Source organism: Streptomyces hyderabadensis, assembly GCF_020404845.1.
Lineage (GTDB): Bacteria > Actinomycetota > Actinomycetes > Streptomycetales > Streptomycetaceae > Streptomyces > Streptomyces hyderabadensis.
This window is the reverse complement of sequence record NZ_JAIOJZ010000009.1, coordinates 139,329-158,274: the sequence shown is the minus strand read 5'-3', so window position 1 is coordinate 158,274 and position 18,946 is coordinate 139,329. Positions and strand designations below refer to the sequence as shown.

The following is an 18,946-nucleotide window of genomic DNA, read 5'->3' as shown; positions in this document are numbered from 1 at the left end:
CACCGAGAGACACCACCAACGACACAGGCCGTGCAGAAAGCTCACAGGTGACCAGGCGTATGAAACGAGCTACGGCCGGGCGCACTGTACTGGCGGCCGCGCTGACTGCTGTGGTGCTTTCCGTGGTCCTGCCCGGACAGCAACAGCACGTGCCGGCCTCTGGTGACAGCCGGGTGCCCGTGGCCTCCGACCGTCCCGCGGTAACGGAGGAGAGCGCTGTGCAGGCGGCCAAGTCCGCCGGTGAGCCGGTCGAGGTGACGTCTCAGCGATCGGAACGCCGTGAGGTGTTCGCACAGCCCGACGGTTCGTTCGTCGCGCGAGAGTACGCCGAGCCGATCCACACCGTGCGAGACGGCCGGTGGGTCGAGGTCGACGAGACGCTGGTCAAGCGCGCGGACGGCAGTTGGGGCCCCAAGGCTGCAACGGTCGACCTGTCGTTTCGGGCTGCCGAGGCAGGCGAGCCGTTCGTGACCTTGCGCCGCGCTGGGCGGGAGCTGTCGCTGTCGTGGCCGTACAGCGACCTGCAGGCCCCGACCGTCGAGGGTGACGCGGCGACGTTTCCCGAGGTGCTTCCCGGTGTCGACCTCACAGTCCGGGCAGAGGCGGACGGCTTCGGCCACCTCTTGGTGGTCAAGACGCCCGAGGCAGCAGCCAACCCGCAGCTCAAGATGATCGACCTCGGTCTGAGCACCAAGGGTCTGAACCTCGCCGAGAATGCGGCCGGGGCCCTGGTGGCCGAGGACGCTGCGGTGGGCGGAGCGGTGTTCGAGGCCGGCCGGCCAGCCATGTGGGACTCGTCTGCGCAGACGGAACTCGCGGCGAAGGGCGGGGGAGCAGCCGGCGTTGCCAGCTCCCTGGACGCCGCGGCGCGCTCCGGGGAACCGGTGGCCGAGCCCCGGCTGGAAGGGCCCGGCGGCGGTGGACGCACGGCTCCGCTGGGCGTCGAGGTCGGTGGCGACAAGCTCACCCTGACCCCGGACATGGCCTTGCTGACCGGCAAGGAAACCGTCTTCCCCGTAGTGATCGACCCGATCCAGCGCACCACCTCTCGCACCGCCTGGACGGGTGTCATGTCCGGCATCCCAGGGGAACAGGATTGGAAGTATTCGGGGAGTGCCGGTGTGGGGAAGTGCCCTACCGACTACAGCCCGGTCTCCTGTAACGGCGTCGGCGTGCGCCGGCTGCTGTTCACGATGCCGGTGTCGTTCTACCGCGGCAAGCAGATCCTGGGTGCGACGTTCTCTGCCCGGGTGGAACACATCTACAGTGCCAAGCCGACCGCTGAACCGATCCAGCTGTACAGGATCGGGGGCAAGAACTACTCGATCACCTCCTCCAGCGACTGGAACTCGACGAAGGACGACTGGTCGGACTACCTCCAGACCGTCGACAAGGCGATCTCTCCGACGTCCTGCACCAGCCAGGCCAACCTCCACTTCGAGGGCGGGGCGAGCGGTGAGCTGACCAGTGAGGTGAAGACGGCGGCAGCCGAGGGCTGGTCATCGATGACGCTGGGGCTGCGGGCGGGCGACGAGTCGCAGTTCGCCGGATGGAAGCGGATCTGCGGCAACGCGTATCTTTCGGTGAGCTACAACAACCTGCCCCGGCAGATGTCGACGAAGACGATGTCCTCCGACCCGGGAGGCTCGTGCAAGTGGGGCAGTTCGCGCCCGTACGCCGAGAAGCCTCCGAAGCTGAGCGCGGTGGCCTCGGACCCGGACCACGGAGACGGCCGCACGGACAAGGTGAAGGTCCAGTTCAAGGTGGCCTGGACCGCACCGGGTGCGTCCAGCGAAACCTCGTACACCTATGACACCTCGTACATGGCACCCGCCTCCAACACCAGATTCACCCACCAGGTGCGGGAATCCATCCCGCAGAACGTGGTCATCTACTGGAGCACTCGTGCCTACGACGGAGACGGCTGGGGACCGTGGAGCACGGACGGCGACCCGCAGCGCTGCGAATTCATCTACGACAAGACCAAACCGGGCAAGCCGAACGTGATCTCTGCCCAGTACCCGGCCGACACGGTCTGGCATGACGGCGTCGGAACGGCAGGAACCTTCACCTTTTCACCGAACCCGAATGACTCAGTCCCCGACACCGACGTCGTGAAGTACCGCTACGGCTTCAACAGCGACGCCTCACCCGCTACGACGATCGTGGCCTCGAAGGCCGGCGGACCGGCATCGGTGACCTTCACCCCGACCAGAGCCGGGCGCAACTGGGTCGACGTGGTCGCAGTGGACAAGGCGGAAAACCCCAGCACGCTGGCCCGCTACGAGTTCCTGGTCACCGAGGGCAGACCCGCCGTGGCGCAGTGGAACCTGGCGGACGAGGTGGGCGACTCCGACGCACACGACGAGAGCGGTACCTTCTCGGCCGGCACCGGGCCAGGAGTGACCTTCGGAGTGGAGGGGCCCGGAGGCAAGGCAGACGCGGCAGCTCGACTGGACGGCACTTCAGGCGCCTACCTCGACGCGGGTGAAACCGTCATCGACACGTCCCAGAGCTTCAGCGTCAGTGCCTGGGTACGGCCCACCGCGCTCGACAAGGACATGACAGTGGTCAGCCAGGACGGCACGGGAGAACCGGGCTTCACACTCGGCTACGACGCCGCCGCCGGTACCTGGGCGTTCTCCCTCCCCTCCACTGACGTCCAGGCACTGGGGAAGTGGAAGGCGGTCGCCACCGGCGTCACCCCGGTCAAGGACCAATGGATGCTGCTGACCGGCGTGTACGACGCCTATGCCAGCGGCGGCCCGCAAGCCCGCATCTACATCAACAAGGACTCCAAGGGCACCGCTCAACGCCGTTCGGTGTGGCGCTCCTACGGACCCCTGCAGATCGGACGTGCCACGGCGAAGAGCGGCTACCGGGACCACTTCACCGGTGACCTCGCCGAGGTCCGGGTCTTCGACCGCGTACTCCCGGCCTCGCAGGTAGCAGAGCTGATGACCGTCAAGCCCCAGCGCAACGGCTACTGGCAGTTGGACTCGGCCACGGGCACGGCCTCGGCGGAGACCGGCGGTGGGCAAGCGCTCAACCTGGTCGGCGACGCCTCCATCTACCGGCCGGCGGATCCGCTGTTCGACACCGCAGCCCTCGTCGGGGACGGTCATCTTGTGCTGGACGGAGCCGGCGACTACGCCTCGACATCCTCGGCGACCGTATACGGCAACAGCAGCTTCACCATCAGCGCACGGGCCCAGCTCACCTCGCTGAACCCGGAGAAGACCCAGACGGTGTTCTCGATCCCCGGCTACACCACGAACCGGCTGGCCGTGCGGTATCGGCCTGCGGCCGACGCGAGCACCCCGGCGATGTGGGAACTGGTGGTCCCGGAAACCGACTCGTCCACCGCCACGGTCCAGACGTACGTCGATGACCAGGAACTGCCCAGTGGCGAGGGATCGGGTCAGCACCTGGCCGTGGTGTACGACGCCTTCGCCAACGAGATCCGCCTCTACGTCGAAGGCCAGTTGGCGTCCACCGCACACGGGGCGAACGACACGCTGTGGGCCACCAGCAGCGGCCTTCAGGTAGGCCGATCGGTATTCAACAGCAGCCAGAACTTCGCCGGCGCCATCGACGAAGTCCGCGTCTACAACGGTGCTCTGGACCCGGCGGCGGTCAGGAAAGCAGCCCAGCTCACGGCCCTGCCCGACATGTAGACCTCCAGAACAACGGTGCCCCGGCACGCAGCCGGGGCACCTCAGGCTCTGCCAGCTCTCCTCCCGACAACGCCGACGTGTGTCGCCGCCACCTGGTCGACGCATGCCTTCCTCACCCTTGTGGAGACCGTGATGCCGTTGCATGGCCGGTTGCTCGACCGCCGCTTGCCCAGACGTGCGCTGACGGCCGTCGGCCTCGGACTGGTGATGGCGCTGTCGGCGTCGTCGGTACAGCCGGTCGCCTTTGCCGAAGACAGCCGCGTAAACCGGCCCGGCATTCACGACGCGGACGATCTCGTCAAGGGATGGGACGCCAAGGCCGCCAAACTGCGGAAGGACACCTCGCGCAGCAGCGAGGTGAACAGACTTCAAGCCAGTTCCTGGCCCAGGCAGGGGAGGGTGGAACTCGCCGTTGCCAAGGCAGGCTCCACCACCGTGGCCCAGGAGGCGGGGCGTATTCCGCTGTCCGCGGCGGCGCCGTCGGACAAGGCGCTCAAGTCCCGGCAGCCCACCAGGATTGCTGTGGACGTGCTGGCACCGGAACGGGCACGGGCCTTGGGTGCGGCCGCCGTGCTGGGTGTAGCTCGGGCTGATGGTCAGAGCACGTCCGCCAAGGTGCGCCTGAACGTCAACTACGCGGACTTCGCAGAAGGTTACGGGGGCAGCTATGCCTCGCGCCTGCGGCTGGTCCAACTGCCGGGCTGCGCGATCGTGGCCACCCCCGGCAGCAAAAGCTGCCCTGAACAGCCCAAGGAACTCCCCACACGAAACGATGTGCAGTCCGCCACCCTCTCGGCGGACGTCACCGCAGCACCGGACTCTCCCGGCACCTCCACGATGACGGCGACGGACGAGGGCCTGTCGCTGCTGGCGGTGGCAGCCGGCCCGGCCTCGGCTCAGGGCACGTACAAGGCCACCGCCCTCACCCCGTCGGCGAGCTGGACCGTCTCGCCGTCCTCGGGCGGCTTCTCCTGGAGCTATCCGCTGCGCAGTGCCCCCACTCCCGGCGGACTGTCCCCGTCCCTCGGGCTGGGCTACTCCTCGCAGGCAGCGGACGGTCGCACCTCGGCCACCAACAACCAGGGCTCGTGGATCGGCGATGGCTTCTCCTACGACCCCGGCTACGTCGAGCGTCGCTACAAGCCGTGCTCCGACGACGGCCATGAGGGTTCCGGAGAGCAGTGCTGGGCGTACGACAACGCCACCTTGATGCTCAACGGCAGCGCGAGTGAGCTGGTGAAGGACGACACCACCGGCACATGGCACCTGAACAGCGACAACGGGACAAAGGTCGAGAAGCTGACCGGCGCCCCGAACGACGACAACAACGGGGAATACTGGAAGGTCACCACCCCGGAGGGCACCGAGTACTACTTCGGCCAGAACCGCCCCCTCGACTCGGCCGCCGGAAGTGAGGAGACCAAGTCCGCCTGGACCGTCCCCGTCTTCGGCGACGACTCCGGAGAACCCTGCTACAACGCGACCTTCACCAGCGCGCACTGCAAGCAGGCATGGCGCTGGAGCCTCGACTACGTGAAGGACACCCACGGCAACGTGATGTCCTACTACTACGAGCCGGAGACCAACCACTACGCGCTCAACGGCAAGACCGACGTGAACGGAACCGCCTACCACCGAGGCGGCTACCTCAAGCGCATCGACTACGGTCAGCGCGACGGCCAGGTCTACGCTGAGAAAGCTCCGGCCCGTGTCGTCTTCACGGTCGCCGAGCGCTGTCTGCCGACCACCAGCTTCGACTGCTCCACCGGCAAGCGAACCAAGGCCAACGCCTCCTACTGGCCCGACGTCCCCGTCGACCAGGAATGCGCCTCGGGCGCCAAGTGCACGGTGGGCCAGACCTTCTTCACCACCAAGCGACTGACCGGCATCACCACCCAGATACGCAAGGACGCGACCGCCTACCAGGACGTCGATCACTGGGCATTGGAGCACCGCTTCAACGACAACGGCGACGACTCCAAGACGCTGTGGCTGGAAAGGATCAGCCACGAGGGCCGGGCCGGCACGAACACCGAACTTCCGAGCGTCGAACTGTTCGGTGAGCAGTTGGTCAACCGAGTGGACGCGGTCGGAGACAACATCGCGCCCTTCCACCGCGACCGCCTCGCCACCGTCATCAGCGAGACGGGCGCCCAGCTCGACATCAACTACGCTCCCACCGACTGCGTGAAGAGTGCCCTGCCCACTCCCGGGTCGTCGACCAAGCGCTGCTATCCGGTGAAGTGGGCGCCGCCCGGCCACATCGAGCCGATCACTGACTGGTTCCACAAGTACGCCGTCGCCGAGGTCATCGAGACCGACACGACCGGCGGCAGCGAACAGCAGGTCACCCGCTACGACTACTCCGGCGGAAAGGGCGCCTGGCGCAAGGCCGAACCTGACGGCATCACCGACACCAAGTACCTGACCTGGGGCTCCTGGCAGGGCTACGACAAGGTCAAGGTCACCAGCGGCACCGCGGACAAGCAGACCACACGCCTCGACTACACCTTCCTCCAGGGTATGAACGGCGACAAGGACGCTGCCGGCGCCGCACGCTCGGTCAAGGTGAAGGACTCCACCGGAGTCGAATACACCGACCACAAGGAGTTCACCGGCCACGAACTCGAAACCGTCACCTACGACGGAGCCAAGATCGTGGCCCGGACGATCAACGAGCCGTGGAAGCACACCACCGCCACCGAGACCCACAGCTGGAACACCACCACGGCCAGCATCGTCAAACCGCTGACCACGCGTGGCTACGAGCAGCTCTCGGGCGGCGGCTGGCGTGAGACGAAGACCAAGATCAGCGTCGACACCGCTACCGGCACCGGCCGTACCACGGCCGTCCACGAGTACGGCGACCTCGCGAACAGCAGCGACGACAAGTGCACCCGCACCTGGTACGCCGACAACACGGCCGAGAACATCCTGAGCCTGCCCAGCCGCAGCCAGTCCTTGTCCGTCGGCTGCAGCACCACCCCCGACTACAAGACACAGATCCTGGCCGACGAACGCACCTCCTACGACGGCGGCTCCTACGGCACCCAGCCGACCAAGGGCGACACCACGAAGACCGAACGCGTCACCGCCCACGACGGCACCACGGCCACCATGCAGGTCACCGGCACCACCACCTACGACACCTACGGCCGTCCGCTCACCCAGAAGGACGCCGCCAACAACGAGACCAAGACCCAGTACACCCAGACCAACGGCCTGCTCACCCAAGCCAAGGTCACCAATGCCCTCGGCCACGTCACCACCACCGACTACGCCCCGGCCTGGGGCCTGTCCACCGGCCAGACCGACCCCAACGGCAAGCGCACCGACCTGGCCCACGACGCTCTGGGCCGACTGACCTCGGTGTGGCTGCCCGACCGGCAGAAGACCCAGACACCGAGCATCAGATACGGCTACACCCTCCGCAAGGACAAACCGACGGTCATCCTGACCGAGAAGATCGAGCCGAGCGGCTCCTACGGCACCGAGTACCAACTGCTGGACAGCCTGCTGCGTCCCCGCCAGATGCAGACCGAGGGACCCGACGGCACCCGCATGGTCGGCGACACCTGGTACAACGGCACAGGCAAGATCCACAAAACCAACGCCACCTACAACGCCGCCGGAACACCCTCCACGGAACTGCTCCTGGTCCGTGAGGGCGAAACCGGCGCCCAGACCCGGCACGAGTACGACGGCCTGGGCCGCACCACCGCGGAAATCTTCGCCGTGGGCAACGTGGAGCAGTGGCGCACCACCACCACCTACGACGGGGAACGCACCCACGTCGACCCGCCCGCAGGCGGCATCGCCAGCACCTCGATCACCGATGCCGCCGGCCGCACCACCGCCCTGTGGCACTACCACGGGGACAAGCCCGACCCCGCGGCCGGCTACGACATCACCAAATACACCCACACCCCGGGCGGTCAGCTCAAGACGGTCACGGACACCAACGGCAACACCTGGTCCTACGAGTACGACCAGCTTGGCCGCAAGACCAAGGCCGTCGACCCGGACACCGGCACCTCCACCTTCGCCTACGACAGCCTCGACCGATTGGCCGCCGTCACCGACAGCCGCGGCAAGAAGGTCTCCACGCAGTACGACGCGCTCTACCGCCCGACCTTCACATGGGAGGGCGAACCGAACACCGGCGTCAAACTCACCGAAACCCGCTACGACAAGGCCGGCTGGCTCGGCCGGCCCTACGCCACCCTGCGCTACACCTCCCCGACCGAGTACTTCGCCACGGTCACCCAGTCCATGGACGAGTACTACCGTCCGCTCAAGACGGCCTACTCCGTGCCCGCATCCCAGGGCGCGCTGGCCGGCATGTACGTCTTCACCGCCAGCTACAACCGCGACGGCACCGTCCAGGGCAATGGTCTGCCCGCAGCAGGCGGTCTCCCGGCCGAGAACCTTGAATACGGCTACGACGCCTTGCAGCGGCCGGTCACCATGTCCGGCACCACTCCGTACGTCACCCACACCAACTACTCGAAGCGCAGCCTCGTGCTCGGCCTAGAGCTGTACGCGGGCAGCGGGAAGAAGGTCCAGCAGACCTTCGAGTACGAGCAGGGCACCGACCGGCTCAAGACCGCCACCGTCGACATCGTCGGCAACACCGCCCTGGCGAAGCGGACCGGCTACACCTACGACCAACAGGGCAACGTCCTGTCCACGGCCGACATACCCGGCAACGGCTCCACCGACGTCCAGTGCTTCCGCTACGACGACCGCCAGCGCCTCGCCGACGCCTGGACCCCCGCCGCCACGGCCACCGCCGCAGCCGGCACCGGAACGGTCGGCAGCACGGAGTTGGACGCAGGAAAGCCCGCTGCCTGCACGGCAGCGCCTGGCGCCGCCCCGCTGGGCGGACCGGCACCGTACTGGAAGTCCTACACGACCGACGCCATCGGCAACCGCACGTCCGACACCGTTCACGACACCACCCTCAACGCGGCGAAGGACATCACCCGCACCTACACCTACGGCGGCGCCGGAACGCTGGGTGACGGCCCCCACCAGGTCACCAAGGTCCTGGAGAAGACCCCGACCGGAGACCGCCAGTCCACCTACGAGTACGACGCCTCGGGCAACACCACCAAACGCACCATCGGCGGCAACGCCCAGAACCTGACCTGGGACGCCACCGGGAAGCCGACCAGCGTCAAGGACAGCGCCGGAGAGACCACCTTCCTCTACGACGCCGACGGCAACCGCGTCCTGCGCAAGGACCCCAAAGCCACCACCGTCTACCTGCCGGGCATGGAACTCTCCCTCGCCGCAGGCTCCTCCACGGTCAAGGCCACCCGCTACTACTCCCACGCCGGGCAGACCGTCGCCGTCCGCACCAGCGACAACAAGCTCTCGTTCCTCGCCGCCGACCACCACGGCACCGGTGAACTCGCGATCGACGCCGCAACCGGAGCCATCACCCAGCGCCGATTCGACCCCTACGGAAACGAGCGGGGCAAGGCCACCGGCACGTGGCCCGGTGAGAAGGGCTTCATCGGAGGCACCACAGACGCCTCCACCGGCCTGACCCACCTGGGCGCCCGCGAATACGACCCCCAACTGGGCCGGTTCATCTCGGTCGACCCGATCATCGAGTTCACCCGTCCCCAGCAGATCAACGGCTACGCCTACGCCAGCAACAACCCGGTCACCCTGTCCGACCCCAGCGGCATGCGCGAAGCCGAATGCGACATGGGGCTCATCGACTGCGACAGCAACGGACCCACCGGCAAACCGAAGGGGGATGAGGGCCCGCCGCTCACCAAGGAGGAGAAGGAGTACTACCAGGCCCAGGGCAGGCAATTGGCCGCCGAGGCCGAATACAGCGATGCCAAGCAGCGAACCAAGCAAGCTGCCAAACAACTCGTCAAGATCGTCCGTGACATCCTCGGCGTCGACGCGGCTCTGGACTGCCTCTCCACAGGCGACATCGGGGCCTGCGGCGAAACACTCCTCAACGTCGCCGGCAGCTTCGCCGGCGGCCTCGCGGGCAAGGTGCTGGCCAAATACGGGGCACCCTGGAACTGGGCCAAGGGCTACCGCCTCGCCAAAAAAGTCACTGGTCTCGTCGACGACCTGATCAGCGGCGCGAAGAGTATGTGGCGCGCCTCCAAAGCCCGGGAGAAGGCAAACAACGCAGTCTCCGCCGCGTACCAAAAGGCCGCCGACTTCATACGGAAGCGAAAGAACGCCAAACCGAAGTGTCACAGCTTCCTGCCCGGCACCAAGGTCCTGACCAAGGACGGCAAGACCAAACCGATCGAGGACGTCGCCCCCGGCGACAAACTGATCGTCACCGACCCTGAGTCCGGCAAGACCGTCATCCGTGACGTCGCCGGGACGATAGTCACCGAGGACGACAAGCACTTCGTCGACCTCACCATCACGACCGCGGACGGCGCCGAGCCCACCTCCCTGGTATCCACCACGACCCACCCTTTCTGGTCCCCCTCCGAGAGCGCATGGGTCGAAGCCGGCGACCTCCAGCCCGGCATGACCCTGCAAACCGCCGACGGCGACCAGGTAACCCTCACAGCCACCCGGTACTTCGAGAAGCGCCAGCGCACCCACGACCTGACGCTGACGGAGATCCACACGTACTATGTGCTGGCGGGTGCTACACCGGTTCTCGTTCACAATTGCGGCGAGGTGGCGGTCGACACGAATGCAGTGACGGATGCCCTCTCGGGCGCAAAGACCGCTGAAGTAGATGCCGCCTTGGCGGGCCGTGCCCCGGTGCTGTCGCCGACTGCTCATCGTGAACTACTCGAGGGTGGACACTCGGCAGATGCCATTGGTAGCTGGTTGTCGGAGCGGGGAGGACGCATGGGACCGGCTTCCACCAGTGAAGGCGTTTCTTCACTCCAGGGTCGCCTCAGGGGCATGTGGAAGGGCAAGTCCTTCAATCCGATGATTGCCGACGACGACGCTTCGGTCTTGCATTCGGCGATACAGGATGGATTGTCGATCATCACAAACGACAAGAGATTCTATAAAAATATCGAAAGACTCGGATATTCGAGTGAGCGATATTAGTTGATAATACTGTCCGGGGTGCCCCGTGCTTGCTGGCTTGCGGGGCACCCCAGGCCGGGTAAACAGGCTGGTAGAGGGGGCTACATGCGTGAAGATGAACTCGAGGAGATCGAGGAGCTGTGCTCTGCGGCCACTCCGGCGCCTTGGTTCGTTAGGACCTTGGACGATGACTCCGCCATGAATCTTGTGGCGGTGAGTACGGCTCCCGACACTGGTGCTGCCGAGAGGTGGCCGAACTTTGATCACCGAGACATGATTGCCGCGACTTTGGTTCAGCATCCGCGATACGTCGATTCTGGCGACGAACGCTGGGACGAGAACGCGGCCTTCATCGCAATGGCGCGGGAGGCTGTGCCGCGCCTTGTGGAAGAGGTCAGGCGTCTCCGGGCCCTGCTTGCAGGTGAGGGGGGTGGTCAATGATGGGCCCGCTTCCCCTTCTTTGTGTGCAATCAGGATAATCTTCAAGGCGGCGGACGGGCGGCCGAGTCGCTGCACCGGCTCCAGTAGTTGCCAGCGATTGCAAAAAGCAGCCCCGCCAGGTGTGTCCTGGCGGGGCTGCTGCATTGGAATGACGGCAGTAGTTGACAGCAACATCAGTGGGCGAGGGCGGCACAGGGTGGCGGTTCGGCGCCGTCGGAGCCCGCCGTCTCAGTGTTCTCTGTGCTGCCGAGCGCGGTGCTGAGGGTGTCGATGGCATCGCGCTGGAGGCGGAGTCGGACGTGGGCGTAGATGGTAGCGGTGACACCCGGCGGTCGGGGAGACGCCGACCGCCGCCGGCCTCGTCCGGCACCTGCCGTGGACGCGACCGCGGGCACGTGGCGGGGTCCGCGCCGTCTGGGGAGAAGAAAGCAGGTGGAGACGTTCACGCCGCCGCGAGCGACCGACCCGCAGCAGGTCGGGGCGTAGCAGTCGGCGGCCAGGACGGCGGCTTGGCGGCCTTTCTCGCCACTCGCGCCAGCGCGGCCCGCTGTGCGGCTCGGTATCCGCGGCCGGGCGGTCAGGCCCGGTGGGAATTTCGGGGCGCCGGTGCGGGGGTCGGCAGGGGGCTGGTCGCGGCCCGGGTGACGTCGCCGACCAGTTCGACCACGTCCGGGCCGTACGCCTGTGAGTTGACGACCTTGAGCAGCAGCACGAAGGAGTTGTTGCCGTGCTTGCGGGCCAGTTTCTCGTGGTGCCGGGCGAGGTAGCGGGTGGCGGCCTGGTTGGTGATCGCGCGCTGGCCGCAGAACAGGAAGGCGGGCCGGGCCTCGCGCCGGTCCCCGGCGGTGAGGCGGGCCAGCAGCACGTACTCCGTGACCCCCGCCTCCAGCCGGTAGCGCTCGCTGCCGATCTGGAAGGCGCCCCGGTCCGGACCGGGCTCCGGGTCGACGTTCATCCGCACCCCGGGCAGCATCGCCGCCATGTGGGCGACCATCCGCCGGTTCGAACCGGGGCCGCCCACGCAGAACTCCGTGCGCTCGCCGAAGCCCTGGCCGACCATGTCCTGCGTGACCACCTGGATGTGCGCGCCGCAGTCCTTGACCAGCGCGGCGAGCTCCAGCAGTGCGAAGACGTCGAAGCGGTGGACCGCCGGTTCGGAGGCGGCGGGGTCCCGGTTGACGACGAGCAGCGACTCGGAGCCGTCCGGCAGCCCGAAGAACGCCTGCTTCCGCCGGAGTCTGCGCCGCCACAGGTAGGTGCGGGCCAGCCACCCCAGCGTGGCGCTGATGCCCGCCGCGACCACACCCAGGACGATGTTGCGTACGTCGTCAGTCATGGGCGCGCATGCTAGCGGGCGTTCGCGTACCCGTGTTCGACGGGCGGCCCGGTGCGGGCGCACCATGCGCCCGACACGCGCTTCCCCGGCGGTCCTGACGCGGCCATGACGATCAACTAAGCTGCCCGAACGGCCTTTCCCTGGAGGTGCGGATGCGTCGCCCTGTCGCTCGGAATCTGACGGTCCTGGCGGTCTCGGCCGCCGTGGTGGTGTCGGTGGGGGCGGCCGCGCCACCCACGCCCCAGCACACGCCCACGGCCCCCAAGACCCCGGTCGCGGTCGGGTACGGCGGCGCCGTCGCCAGCGTCGACCAGGACGCCTCCGCCGCCGGTATCGAGGTGCTCCGCAAGGGCGGCAACGCCGTCGACGCCGCCGTGGCCACCGCCGCCGCGCTCGGCGTCACCGAGCCGTATTCGGCCGGAGTGGGAGGCGGCGGCTACTTCGTCTACTACGACGCCAAGTCCCGCACCGTGCGCACCATCGACGGCCGCGAGACCGCCCCGCTCACCGCCGACGAGAAGCTCTTCACCGAGGACGGCAAGCCGCTCGCCTTCGCCGACGCCGTCACCAGCGGCCTGGCCGTGGGCACCCCGGGCACCCCCGCGACCTGGCAGACCGCCCTGGACCGGTGGGGCAGCCGGAAGCTCTCGTCCGTGCTGAAGCCCGCCGAGCGGCTGGCCCGGCACGGCTTCACCGTGGACGAGACCTTCCGCTCGCAGACCGCGTCCAACGAGCAGCGCTTCCGCTACTTCCCGGACACCGCCGAACTGTTCCTGCCGGGCGGCGAACTCCCGGTCGTGGGCTCGACCTTCAAGAACCCGGACCTGGCGCGCACGTACCAGGAGCTGGCCCGCGAGGGCGTCGGCGCGATCTACCACGGCGAACTCGGCGAGGACATCGTCGACACCGTGAACAAGCCGCCCGTCGACCCGGACTCCGGCTGGAACGCCCGCCCCGGCGACCTGTCCGCCAAGGACCTCGCGGCCTACGAGGCCAAGCTCCAGGCGCCCACGAAGACCTCCTACCGCGGCCTGGACGTCTACTCCATCGCGCCCTCCTCCTCCGGCGGCACCACGGTCGGCGAGGCCCTCAACATCCTGGAGCGCACCGACCTGTCCAGCGCGGACAAGGCCGACTACCTGCACCGCTACATCGAGGCCAGCCGGATCGCGTTCGCCGACCGCGGCCGCTGGGTCGGCGACCCCGCCTTCGAGGACGTACCGACGAAAGAGCTGCTGTCGCAGCGGTACGCCGACTCGCGCGCGTGCCTGATCAAGGACGACGCGGTGCTCACCAGCCCGCTGGCGCCCGGCGACCCGAGGCACCCGGCCGACTGCGCGGGCGGCGGCACGGCGGCGCCGACGACGTACGAGGGCGAGAACACCACGCACCTCACGGTGGCCGACAAGTGGGGCAACGTCGTCGCCTACACGCTCACCATCGAGCAGACCGGCGGCAGCGGCATCACCGTGCCGGGGCGCGGCTTCCTGCTCAACAACGAGCTGACGGACTTCTCCTTCGCCCCGGCCAACCCGGCCGTCCACGACCCCAACCTGCCCGGGCCCGGCAAGCGCCCGCGCTCCTCGATCGCCCCGACGATCGTCCTGGACCGGCACCACAAGCCGGTGGTGGCCCTCGGCTCGCCCGGCGGCGCCACCATCATCACCACCGTGCTGCAGACCCTCACCGGCTTCCTCGACCGCGGACTCCCGCTCGTCGACGCGATCGCCGCCCCGCGCGCCAGCCAGCGCAACGCCGCCCAGACCGAGCTGGAGCCCGGCCTCTACGACAGCGGCGTACGGGCGGAGCTGGAGGCCCTCGGGCACTCCTTCAAGCCCAACCCCGAGATCGGCGCCGCGACCGCGGTGCAGCGGCTCGCGAACGGGAAGTGGCTGGCCGCCGCCGAGAAGGAACGGCGCGGCGGCGGCTCGGCGATGGTGGTTCGGCCGGTGCGGCAGAAGTAGTCAGAGTTCGGGGACGGGCCGCTCCGGCGTGCGGAACGCCAGCCGCCCGTCCTCGACGTCGACCGTCACCCGGCCGCCCTCCGCGACCCGCCCGTCCAGCAGCAGCCGGGACAGCTCGTTGTCCACCTCACGCTGGATGGTGCGGCGCAGCGGGCGGGCGCCGTACTCGGGCTGGTAGCCGCGCTCGGCCAGCCAGTCCACGGCCGCGTCGGTGAAGTCGACGGTGATGCCCTGCGCGTGCACCATGCGGCGGGTCTGCTCCAGGAGCAGGCTGGTGATCTGCCGCAGCTGCTCGCCGCTGAGCTGGCGGAAGACCACGATCTCGTCGACGCGGTTGAGGAACTCGGGCCGGAAGTGCTCGCGCAGCGGGCGCAGCACCTGCTCGCGCCGGGCCTCCTCGTCCGCCTCCGCGCCGCCCGCGCCGAAACCGATCCCGGCGCCGCGCCGGGTGATCACGTCGGAGCCCAGGTTGCTGGTCATCACGACGACCGTGTTGGAGAAGTCCACCGTCCGGCCCTGCGAGTCGGTCAGCCGCCCGTCGTCCAGGACCTGGAGCAGGATGTTGAAGACGTCCGGGTGGGCCTTCTCCACCTCGTCGAGCAGCAGCAGCGAGTACGGGTGCCGGCGCACCACCTCGGTGAGCTGGCCGGCCTCCTCGTGCCCGACGTAGCCGGGCGGGGCGCCGACCAGGCGGCTGACGGTGTGGCGCTCCTGGTACTCGCTCATGTCGAGGCGGACCATCCGGTCCTCGCTGCCGAACAGCGCCTCGGCCAGTGCCCGGGCCAGCTCGGTCTTGCCGACGCCGGTCGGGCCGAGGAAGAGGAAGCTGCCGATGGGGCGGTCCGGGCTGGACAGCCCGGCGCGGGAGCGCAGCACGGCGTCGGAGACGACCCGGACCGCCTCGTCCTGGCCGACCACCCGCTCGTGCAGGTGGGACTCCAGGCCGAGCAGGCGGTCCTTCTCCTCCTGGGTGAGGCTGCTGACCGGGATGCCGGTCTGCCGGGACACCACCTCGGCGATGGACTCGGTGTCCACCACCAGGTCGAGCCCCTCGTCGGCCTGCCCGTCGCCGGTGGCCTCGGCGATCCGCTGCTTCAGCTCGACGATCCGGTCCCGCAGCTGCGTGGCCTGCTCGTACTGCTCGTCCGCGACCGCCTGGTCCTTGTCCCGGACCAGCTGGTCGACCTCGCGCTCCAGGGCCCGTACGTCGGTGCCCTTGGTGCGCGACCGCAGCCGCACCCGGGCGCCCGCCTGGTCGATCAGGTCGATGGCCTTGTCGGGCAGCCGCCGGTCGGTGAGGTAGCGGTCGGACATCTCCACGGCCGCGACCAGCGCCTCGTCGGTGTAGCGGACCTGGTGGTGGGCCTCGTAGCGGTCGCGCAGGCCGCGCAGGATCTCGATCGCGTCCGCTGTGGTGGGCTCCGGCACCAGGATGGGCTGGAAGCGGCGGGCGAGGGCCGCGTCCTTCTCGATCCTGCGGTACTCCTCCAGCGTGGTGGCGCCCACGATGTGCAGCTCGCCGCGGGCCAGGGCGGGCTTGAGGATGTTCCCGGCGTCCATCGACCCGCTCTCGCCGCCCCCGCCGGCGCCGACGACGGTGTGCAGCTCGTCGATGAAGATGATCAGCTCGTCGGAGTGGGCGCGGATCTCGCCCACGATGTTGTTCATCCGCTCCTCGAAGTCGCCCCGGTAGCGGGTGCCCGCGACCACGCCGGTCAGGTCGAGCGCGACCACCCGGCGCCCGATCAGCACGTCGGGCACGTCGCCGTCGGTGATGCGCTGGGCGAGGCCTTCCACGATCGCGGTCTTGCCGACACCGGCGTCCCCGATCAGGACCGGGTTGTTCTTGCCGCGCCGGGAGAGCACCTCGACGGTCTGCTCGATCTCCTCCTCGCGCCCGATCACCGGGTCGATCCGGCCCTGCTGGGCCAGGTCGGTGAGGTCGCGGCCGTACTTGTCGAGGGTCGGCGTGTTCGTGGTCCGCGCGCTCTCGGTACGGCCCTTGGCGGCCTCCGGCGTCTCCGTGGGCAGGTTCGAGGGCGCGAAGCGGGCCGCGTTCAGGATGTGCCCGGCGGCCGAGTCCGGGTTGGCGGCCAGGGCGCTGAGCACGTGTTCCGGGCCGATGTACCCGGTGCCGGTGGAGCGGGCCAGCTCGTGCGCGTCCAGCAGGGCGCGCTTGACGGCCGGGGTGAGCGAGAGCGAGGTGGGCGGCGGGACCTCGCCCGGCGGGTGCTGCACCGGGCCGGTCCGCTCGTCGATCTGCGAGGCCAGCGAGTCGGGGTCGGCACCGGCCCGGCTGAGCAGTCCCCGGGTGGGCTCGGTGGCCAGCGCGGCCCGCAGCAGGTGCTCGGTGTCCAGGTCCCGGCTGCCGTGCTCGGCGGCGTACTGGGCGGCCCCGCGCACCAGCTCCCGGGCGGGCTGGCTGAGCAGTCGGCCGATGTCGATCTGCCGGGGCCTGGGCCCGCCGAAGAAGCGTGCCAGGAACTCCGCGAACGGATCGCCCTCCGGGCCCATGTAGCCGCTGGTCATCGTGTACGACCTCCGCTGCATCGCTGATCGACGTGCCGGGGCCGGGTAACCCGGCAGGCATGCGGTCATGCCCAACATGACACGTTCTGTTCCAGCGGGCATGCCGGGAACCCGCCCGGGCGGAGGGTCCTCCCGGTACCCGTGGCCGACCACCGGCCCACGTCACGGCCCGGACCGGCGGCCGGTCACCGGCCCGCCTCACGGCCCGGACCGGCGGCCGGTCACCGGCCCACCTCACGGCCCGGACCCGCGGCCGGTCACCGGCCCGCCTCAAGTCCCGGACCTGCGGCTGGCCACCGGCTAGCCTCACGTCCCGGGCCCGTGGTCGGGTCTCGTGGCTCGCTCCCGGGCGGGCTCACGGCCCGGACCAGCGGCTGGCCACTGGCTAGCCGCACGGCCCGGACGCGCGGCCGGGTCTCGCGACTCGAACCCGGGCGGGCTCACGGCACGATCCCCTCTCTCGAGACCGGGCGTCTGCTTGTCTCCGGGTCGGTCTCGGTACGGGGCCGACGACCGGGCCCCCGCTTGTCCCCGGGTCGGTCTCGTGACCCCGACTCCCGCTTGTCCCCGAGTCCGGGCCGGGCTCGTGACCCGGACTCCCGTTTGCCCCGGGCCCGGGCCGGCCCGCGGCTCGGGCTTCCGGGCGGGCTCATGGCCCGGACGCGCACGGTCCCCGTGACCGGCCCCGGCCGGGCTCGCGATCCGGGCCGGGGCCGGGCTCCGGTGCGGCGCGGCCGGACCCGGTCCGGGCCCGGCTCCGGTCGCGCCGTCGCTCAGAGGCCGTCCCGCGACGTCAGGACGCGCGGTCCGCCCTCCGTGATGGCCACCGTGTGCTCCACGTGCGCCGCCCGGGAGCCGTCGTTGGTGCGCAGGGTCCAGCCGTCGGGAGCCGCGTGGTAGTCGTCGCGGCCGCCGGCGGTCAGCATGGGCTCGATGGCGAGGACCATGCCGTGCCGCAGCGGGAGCCCGCGCCCCGGACGGCCCTCGTTGGGCACGCCCGGGTCCTCGTGCATGTGCCGGCCGATGCCGTGGCCGCCGAAGTCCTCCATGATCCCGTAGCCGCCCGCCCGGCACACCGTGCCGATGGCGTGGGCGATGTCGCCGATGCGGTTGCCGACGACGGCCGCCGCGATGCCCGCCTCCAGGGACCGCTCGGCGGTCTCGATCAGCGTGACGTCGGCCGGGCGCGGGGTGCCCACCACGAAGCTCAGCGCCGAGTCGCCCGCCCAGCCGTCCAGGAGGGCGCCGCAGTCGATGGAGACCAGGTCCCCGTCGCGCAGCCGGTAGCCGTCCGGGATGCCGTGCACGATCGCGTCGTTCACCGAAGCGCAGATGACGCCCGGGAAGGGGGTCGGCGCGAAGGAGGGCCGGTAGCCGAGGAAGGGCGAGCCCGCGCCCGCCGCCCGCAGCACCTCGTGCGCCACCGCGTCCAGCTCCAGCAGCGACACGCCCACGTCCGCGGCCTGCCGTACGGCGGTCAGGGCGCGCGCGACGACCTGCCCGGCCGCGTGCATGGCGTCGATCGATGAGTCCGTCTTCAGTTCCACCATGCCAATTACTATAACGGTATTTGAATTGGGGTCGTCGACTCGGAGGCGCGGCGTGCGGTACGCCCGGGGCCGGTACGGGAAACCGGTATTAGAATGACGTCATGGTACGCACCCCTCTGACCCCCGAAGAGCGCGAGCGCGGCGAGCAGCTCGGACGCCTGCTCCGCGCGGCCCGCGGCGAGCGGAGCATGACGGCGGTCGCCGCCCAGGCCGGGATCTCCGCCGAGACCCTGCGCAAGATCGAGACCGGCCGGGCGCCCACCCCGGCGTTCTTCACGGTGGCCGCGCTGGCCGGTGCGCTGGGGCTGTCCATGGACGAGCTGGTGGGCAGGTGCGCGCCCGTGCCGGCCTGAGGCACCCGCACTCACCCACCGGAGTGCGAAACACGATCGACACCGCGCCTTGACG

8 protein-coding genes are annotated in these 18,946 nt (G+C 69.3%); 5 read left to right on the top strand and 3 right to left on the bottom strand.

Annotated features, from left to right (window positions below; genetic code table 11):
• The first annotated feature begins 59 nt into the window (after positions 1-59).
• From K7854_RS10070 to K7854_RS10060, 3 genes are all read left to right on the top strand, one after another.
• Positions 60-3,677 (top strand): LamG domain-containing protein, encoded by a 3,618-nt coding sequence (locus K7854_RS10070; protein ID WP_226026057.1) that lies wholly within the window; start codon positions 60-62, stop codon positions 3,675-3,677.
• 399 nt (positions 3,678-4,076) lie between these two features.
• Positions 4,077-10,739, top strand: coding sequence for an RHS repeat-associated core domain-containing protein (locus K7854_RS10065; protein ID WP_226026056.1), 6,663 nt, complete (start codon positions 4,077-4,079; stop codon positions 10,737-10,739).
• Positions 10,740-10,823: 84 nt separating this feature from the next.
• A complete protein-coding gene (locus K7854_RS10060) occupies positions 10,824-11,159 on the top strand; it encodes a hypothetical protein (protein ID WP_226026055.1) in 336 nt (111 codons plus the stop codon).
• Between the two features lie 577 nt (positions 11,160-11,736).
• Here K7854_RS10060 and K7854_RS10055 read toward each other — a convergent pair.
• Positions 11,737-12,495, bottom strand: coding sequence for a hypothetical protein (locus tag K7854_RS10055; protein ID WP_226026054.1), 759 nt, complete (start codon positions 12,493-12,495; stop codon positions 11,737-11,739).
• A gap of 152 nt (positions 12,496-12,647) precedes the next feature.
• Between K7854_RS10055 and ggt the strand changes: the two genes are divergently transcribed.
• Positions 12,648-14,459 carry a gamma-glutamyltransferase gene (gene ggt, locus K7854_RS10050; protein WP_226026053.1) on the top strand — a complete coding sequence of 604 codons (1,812 nt, stop codon included), beginning with the start codon at positions 12,648-12,650 and terminating at the stop codon, positions 14,457-14,459.
• Here the strand turns inward: ggt and K7854_RS10045 are convergent, their stop codons facing one another.
• Together K7854_RS10045 and map are read right to left on the bottom strand one after the other, a co-directional pair.
• Positions 14,460-16,988: an ATP-dependent Clp protease ATP-binding subunit gene (locus K7854_RS10045; protein ID WP_226026052.1), complete on the bottom strand. Its 2,529-nt coding sequence runs from the start codon at positions 16,986-16,988 to the stop codon at positions 14,460-14,462.
• Positions 16,989-17,761: 773 nt separating this feature from the next.
• The gene (map, locus tag K7854_RS10040; protein ID WP_226026051.1) at positions 17,762-18,538 is read right to left on the bottom strand and encodes a type I methionyl aminopeptidase; all 777 of its coding nucleotides are present in this window, start codon (positions 18,536-18,538) and stop codon (positions 17,762-17,764) included.
• Positions 18,539-18,639: 101 nt separating this feature from the next.
• Here map and K7854_RS10035 point away from each other — a divergent pair, with 101 nt between their 5' ends.
• A complete protein-coding gene (locus K7854_RS10035; protein ID WP_007445836.1) occupies positions 18,640-18,891 on the top strand; it encodes a helix-turn-helix domain-containing protein in 252 nt (83 codons plus the stop codon).
• Positions 18,892-18,946 lie beyond the last annotated feature (55 nt).

Excerpts from the sequence above, each read along its gene's own strand:
- K7854_RS10070 (WP_226026057.1), top strand. The coding sequence starts at position 60 with ATGAAACGAGCTACGGCCGGGCGCACTGTACTGGCGGCCGCGCTGACT.
- K7854_RS10060 (WP_226026055.1), top strand. The coding sequence starts at position 10,824 with ATGCGTGAAGATGAACTCGAGGAGATCGAGGAGCTGTGCTCTGCGGCC.
- K7854_RS10055 (WP_226026054.1), bottom strand. The coding sequence starts at position 12,495 with ATGACTGACGACGTACGCAACATCGTCCTGGGTGTGGTCGCGGCGGGC.
- ggt (WP_226026053.1), top strand. The coding sequence starts at position 12,648 with ATGCGTCGCCCTGTCGCTCGGAATCTGACGGTCCTGGCGGTCTCGGCC.
- K7854_RS10045 (WP_226026052.1), bottom strand. The coding sequence starts at position 16,988 with ATGACCAGCGGCTACATGGGCCCGGAGGGCGATCCGTTCGCGGAGTTC.
- map (WP_226026051.1), bottom strand. The coding sequence starts at position 18,538 with ATGGTGGAACTGAAGACGGACTCATCGATCGACGCCATGCACGCGGCC.
- K7854_RS10035 (WP_007445836.1), top strand. The coding sequence starts at position 18,640 with ATGGTACGCACCCCTCTGACCCCCGAAGAGCGCGAGCGCGGCGAGCAG.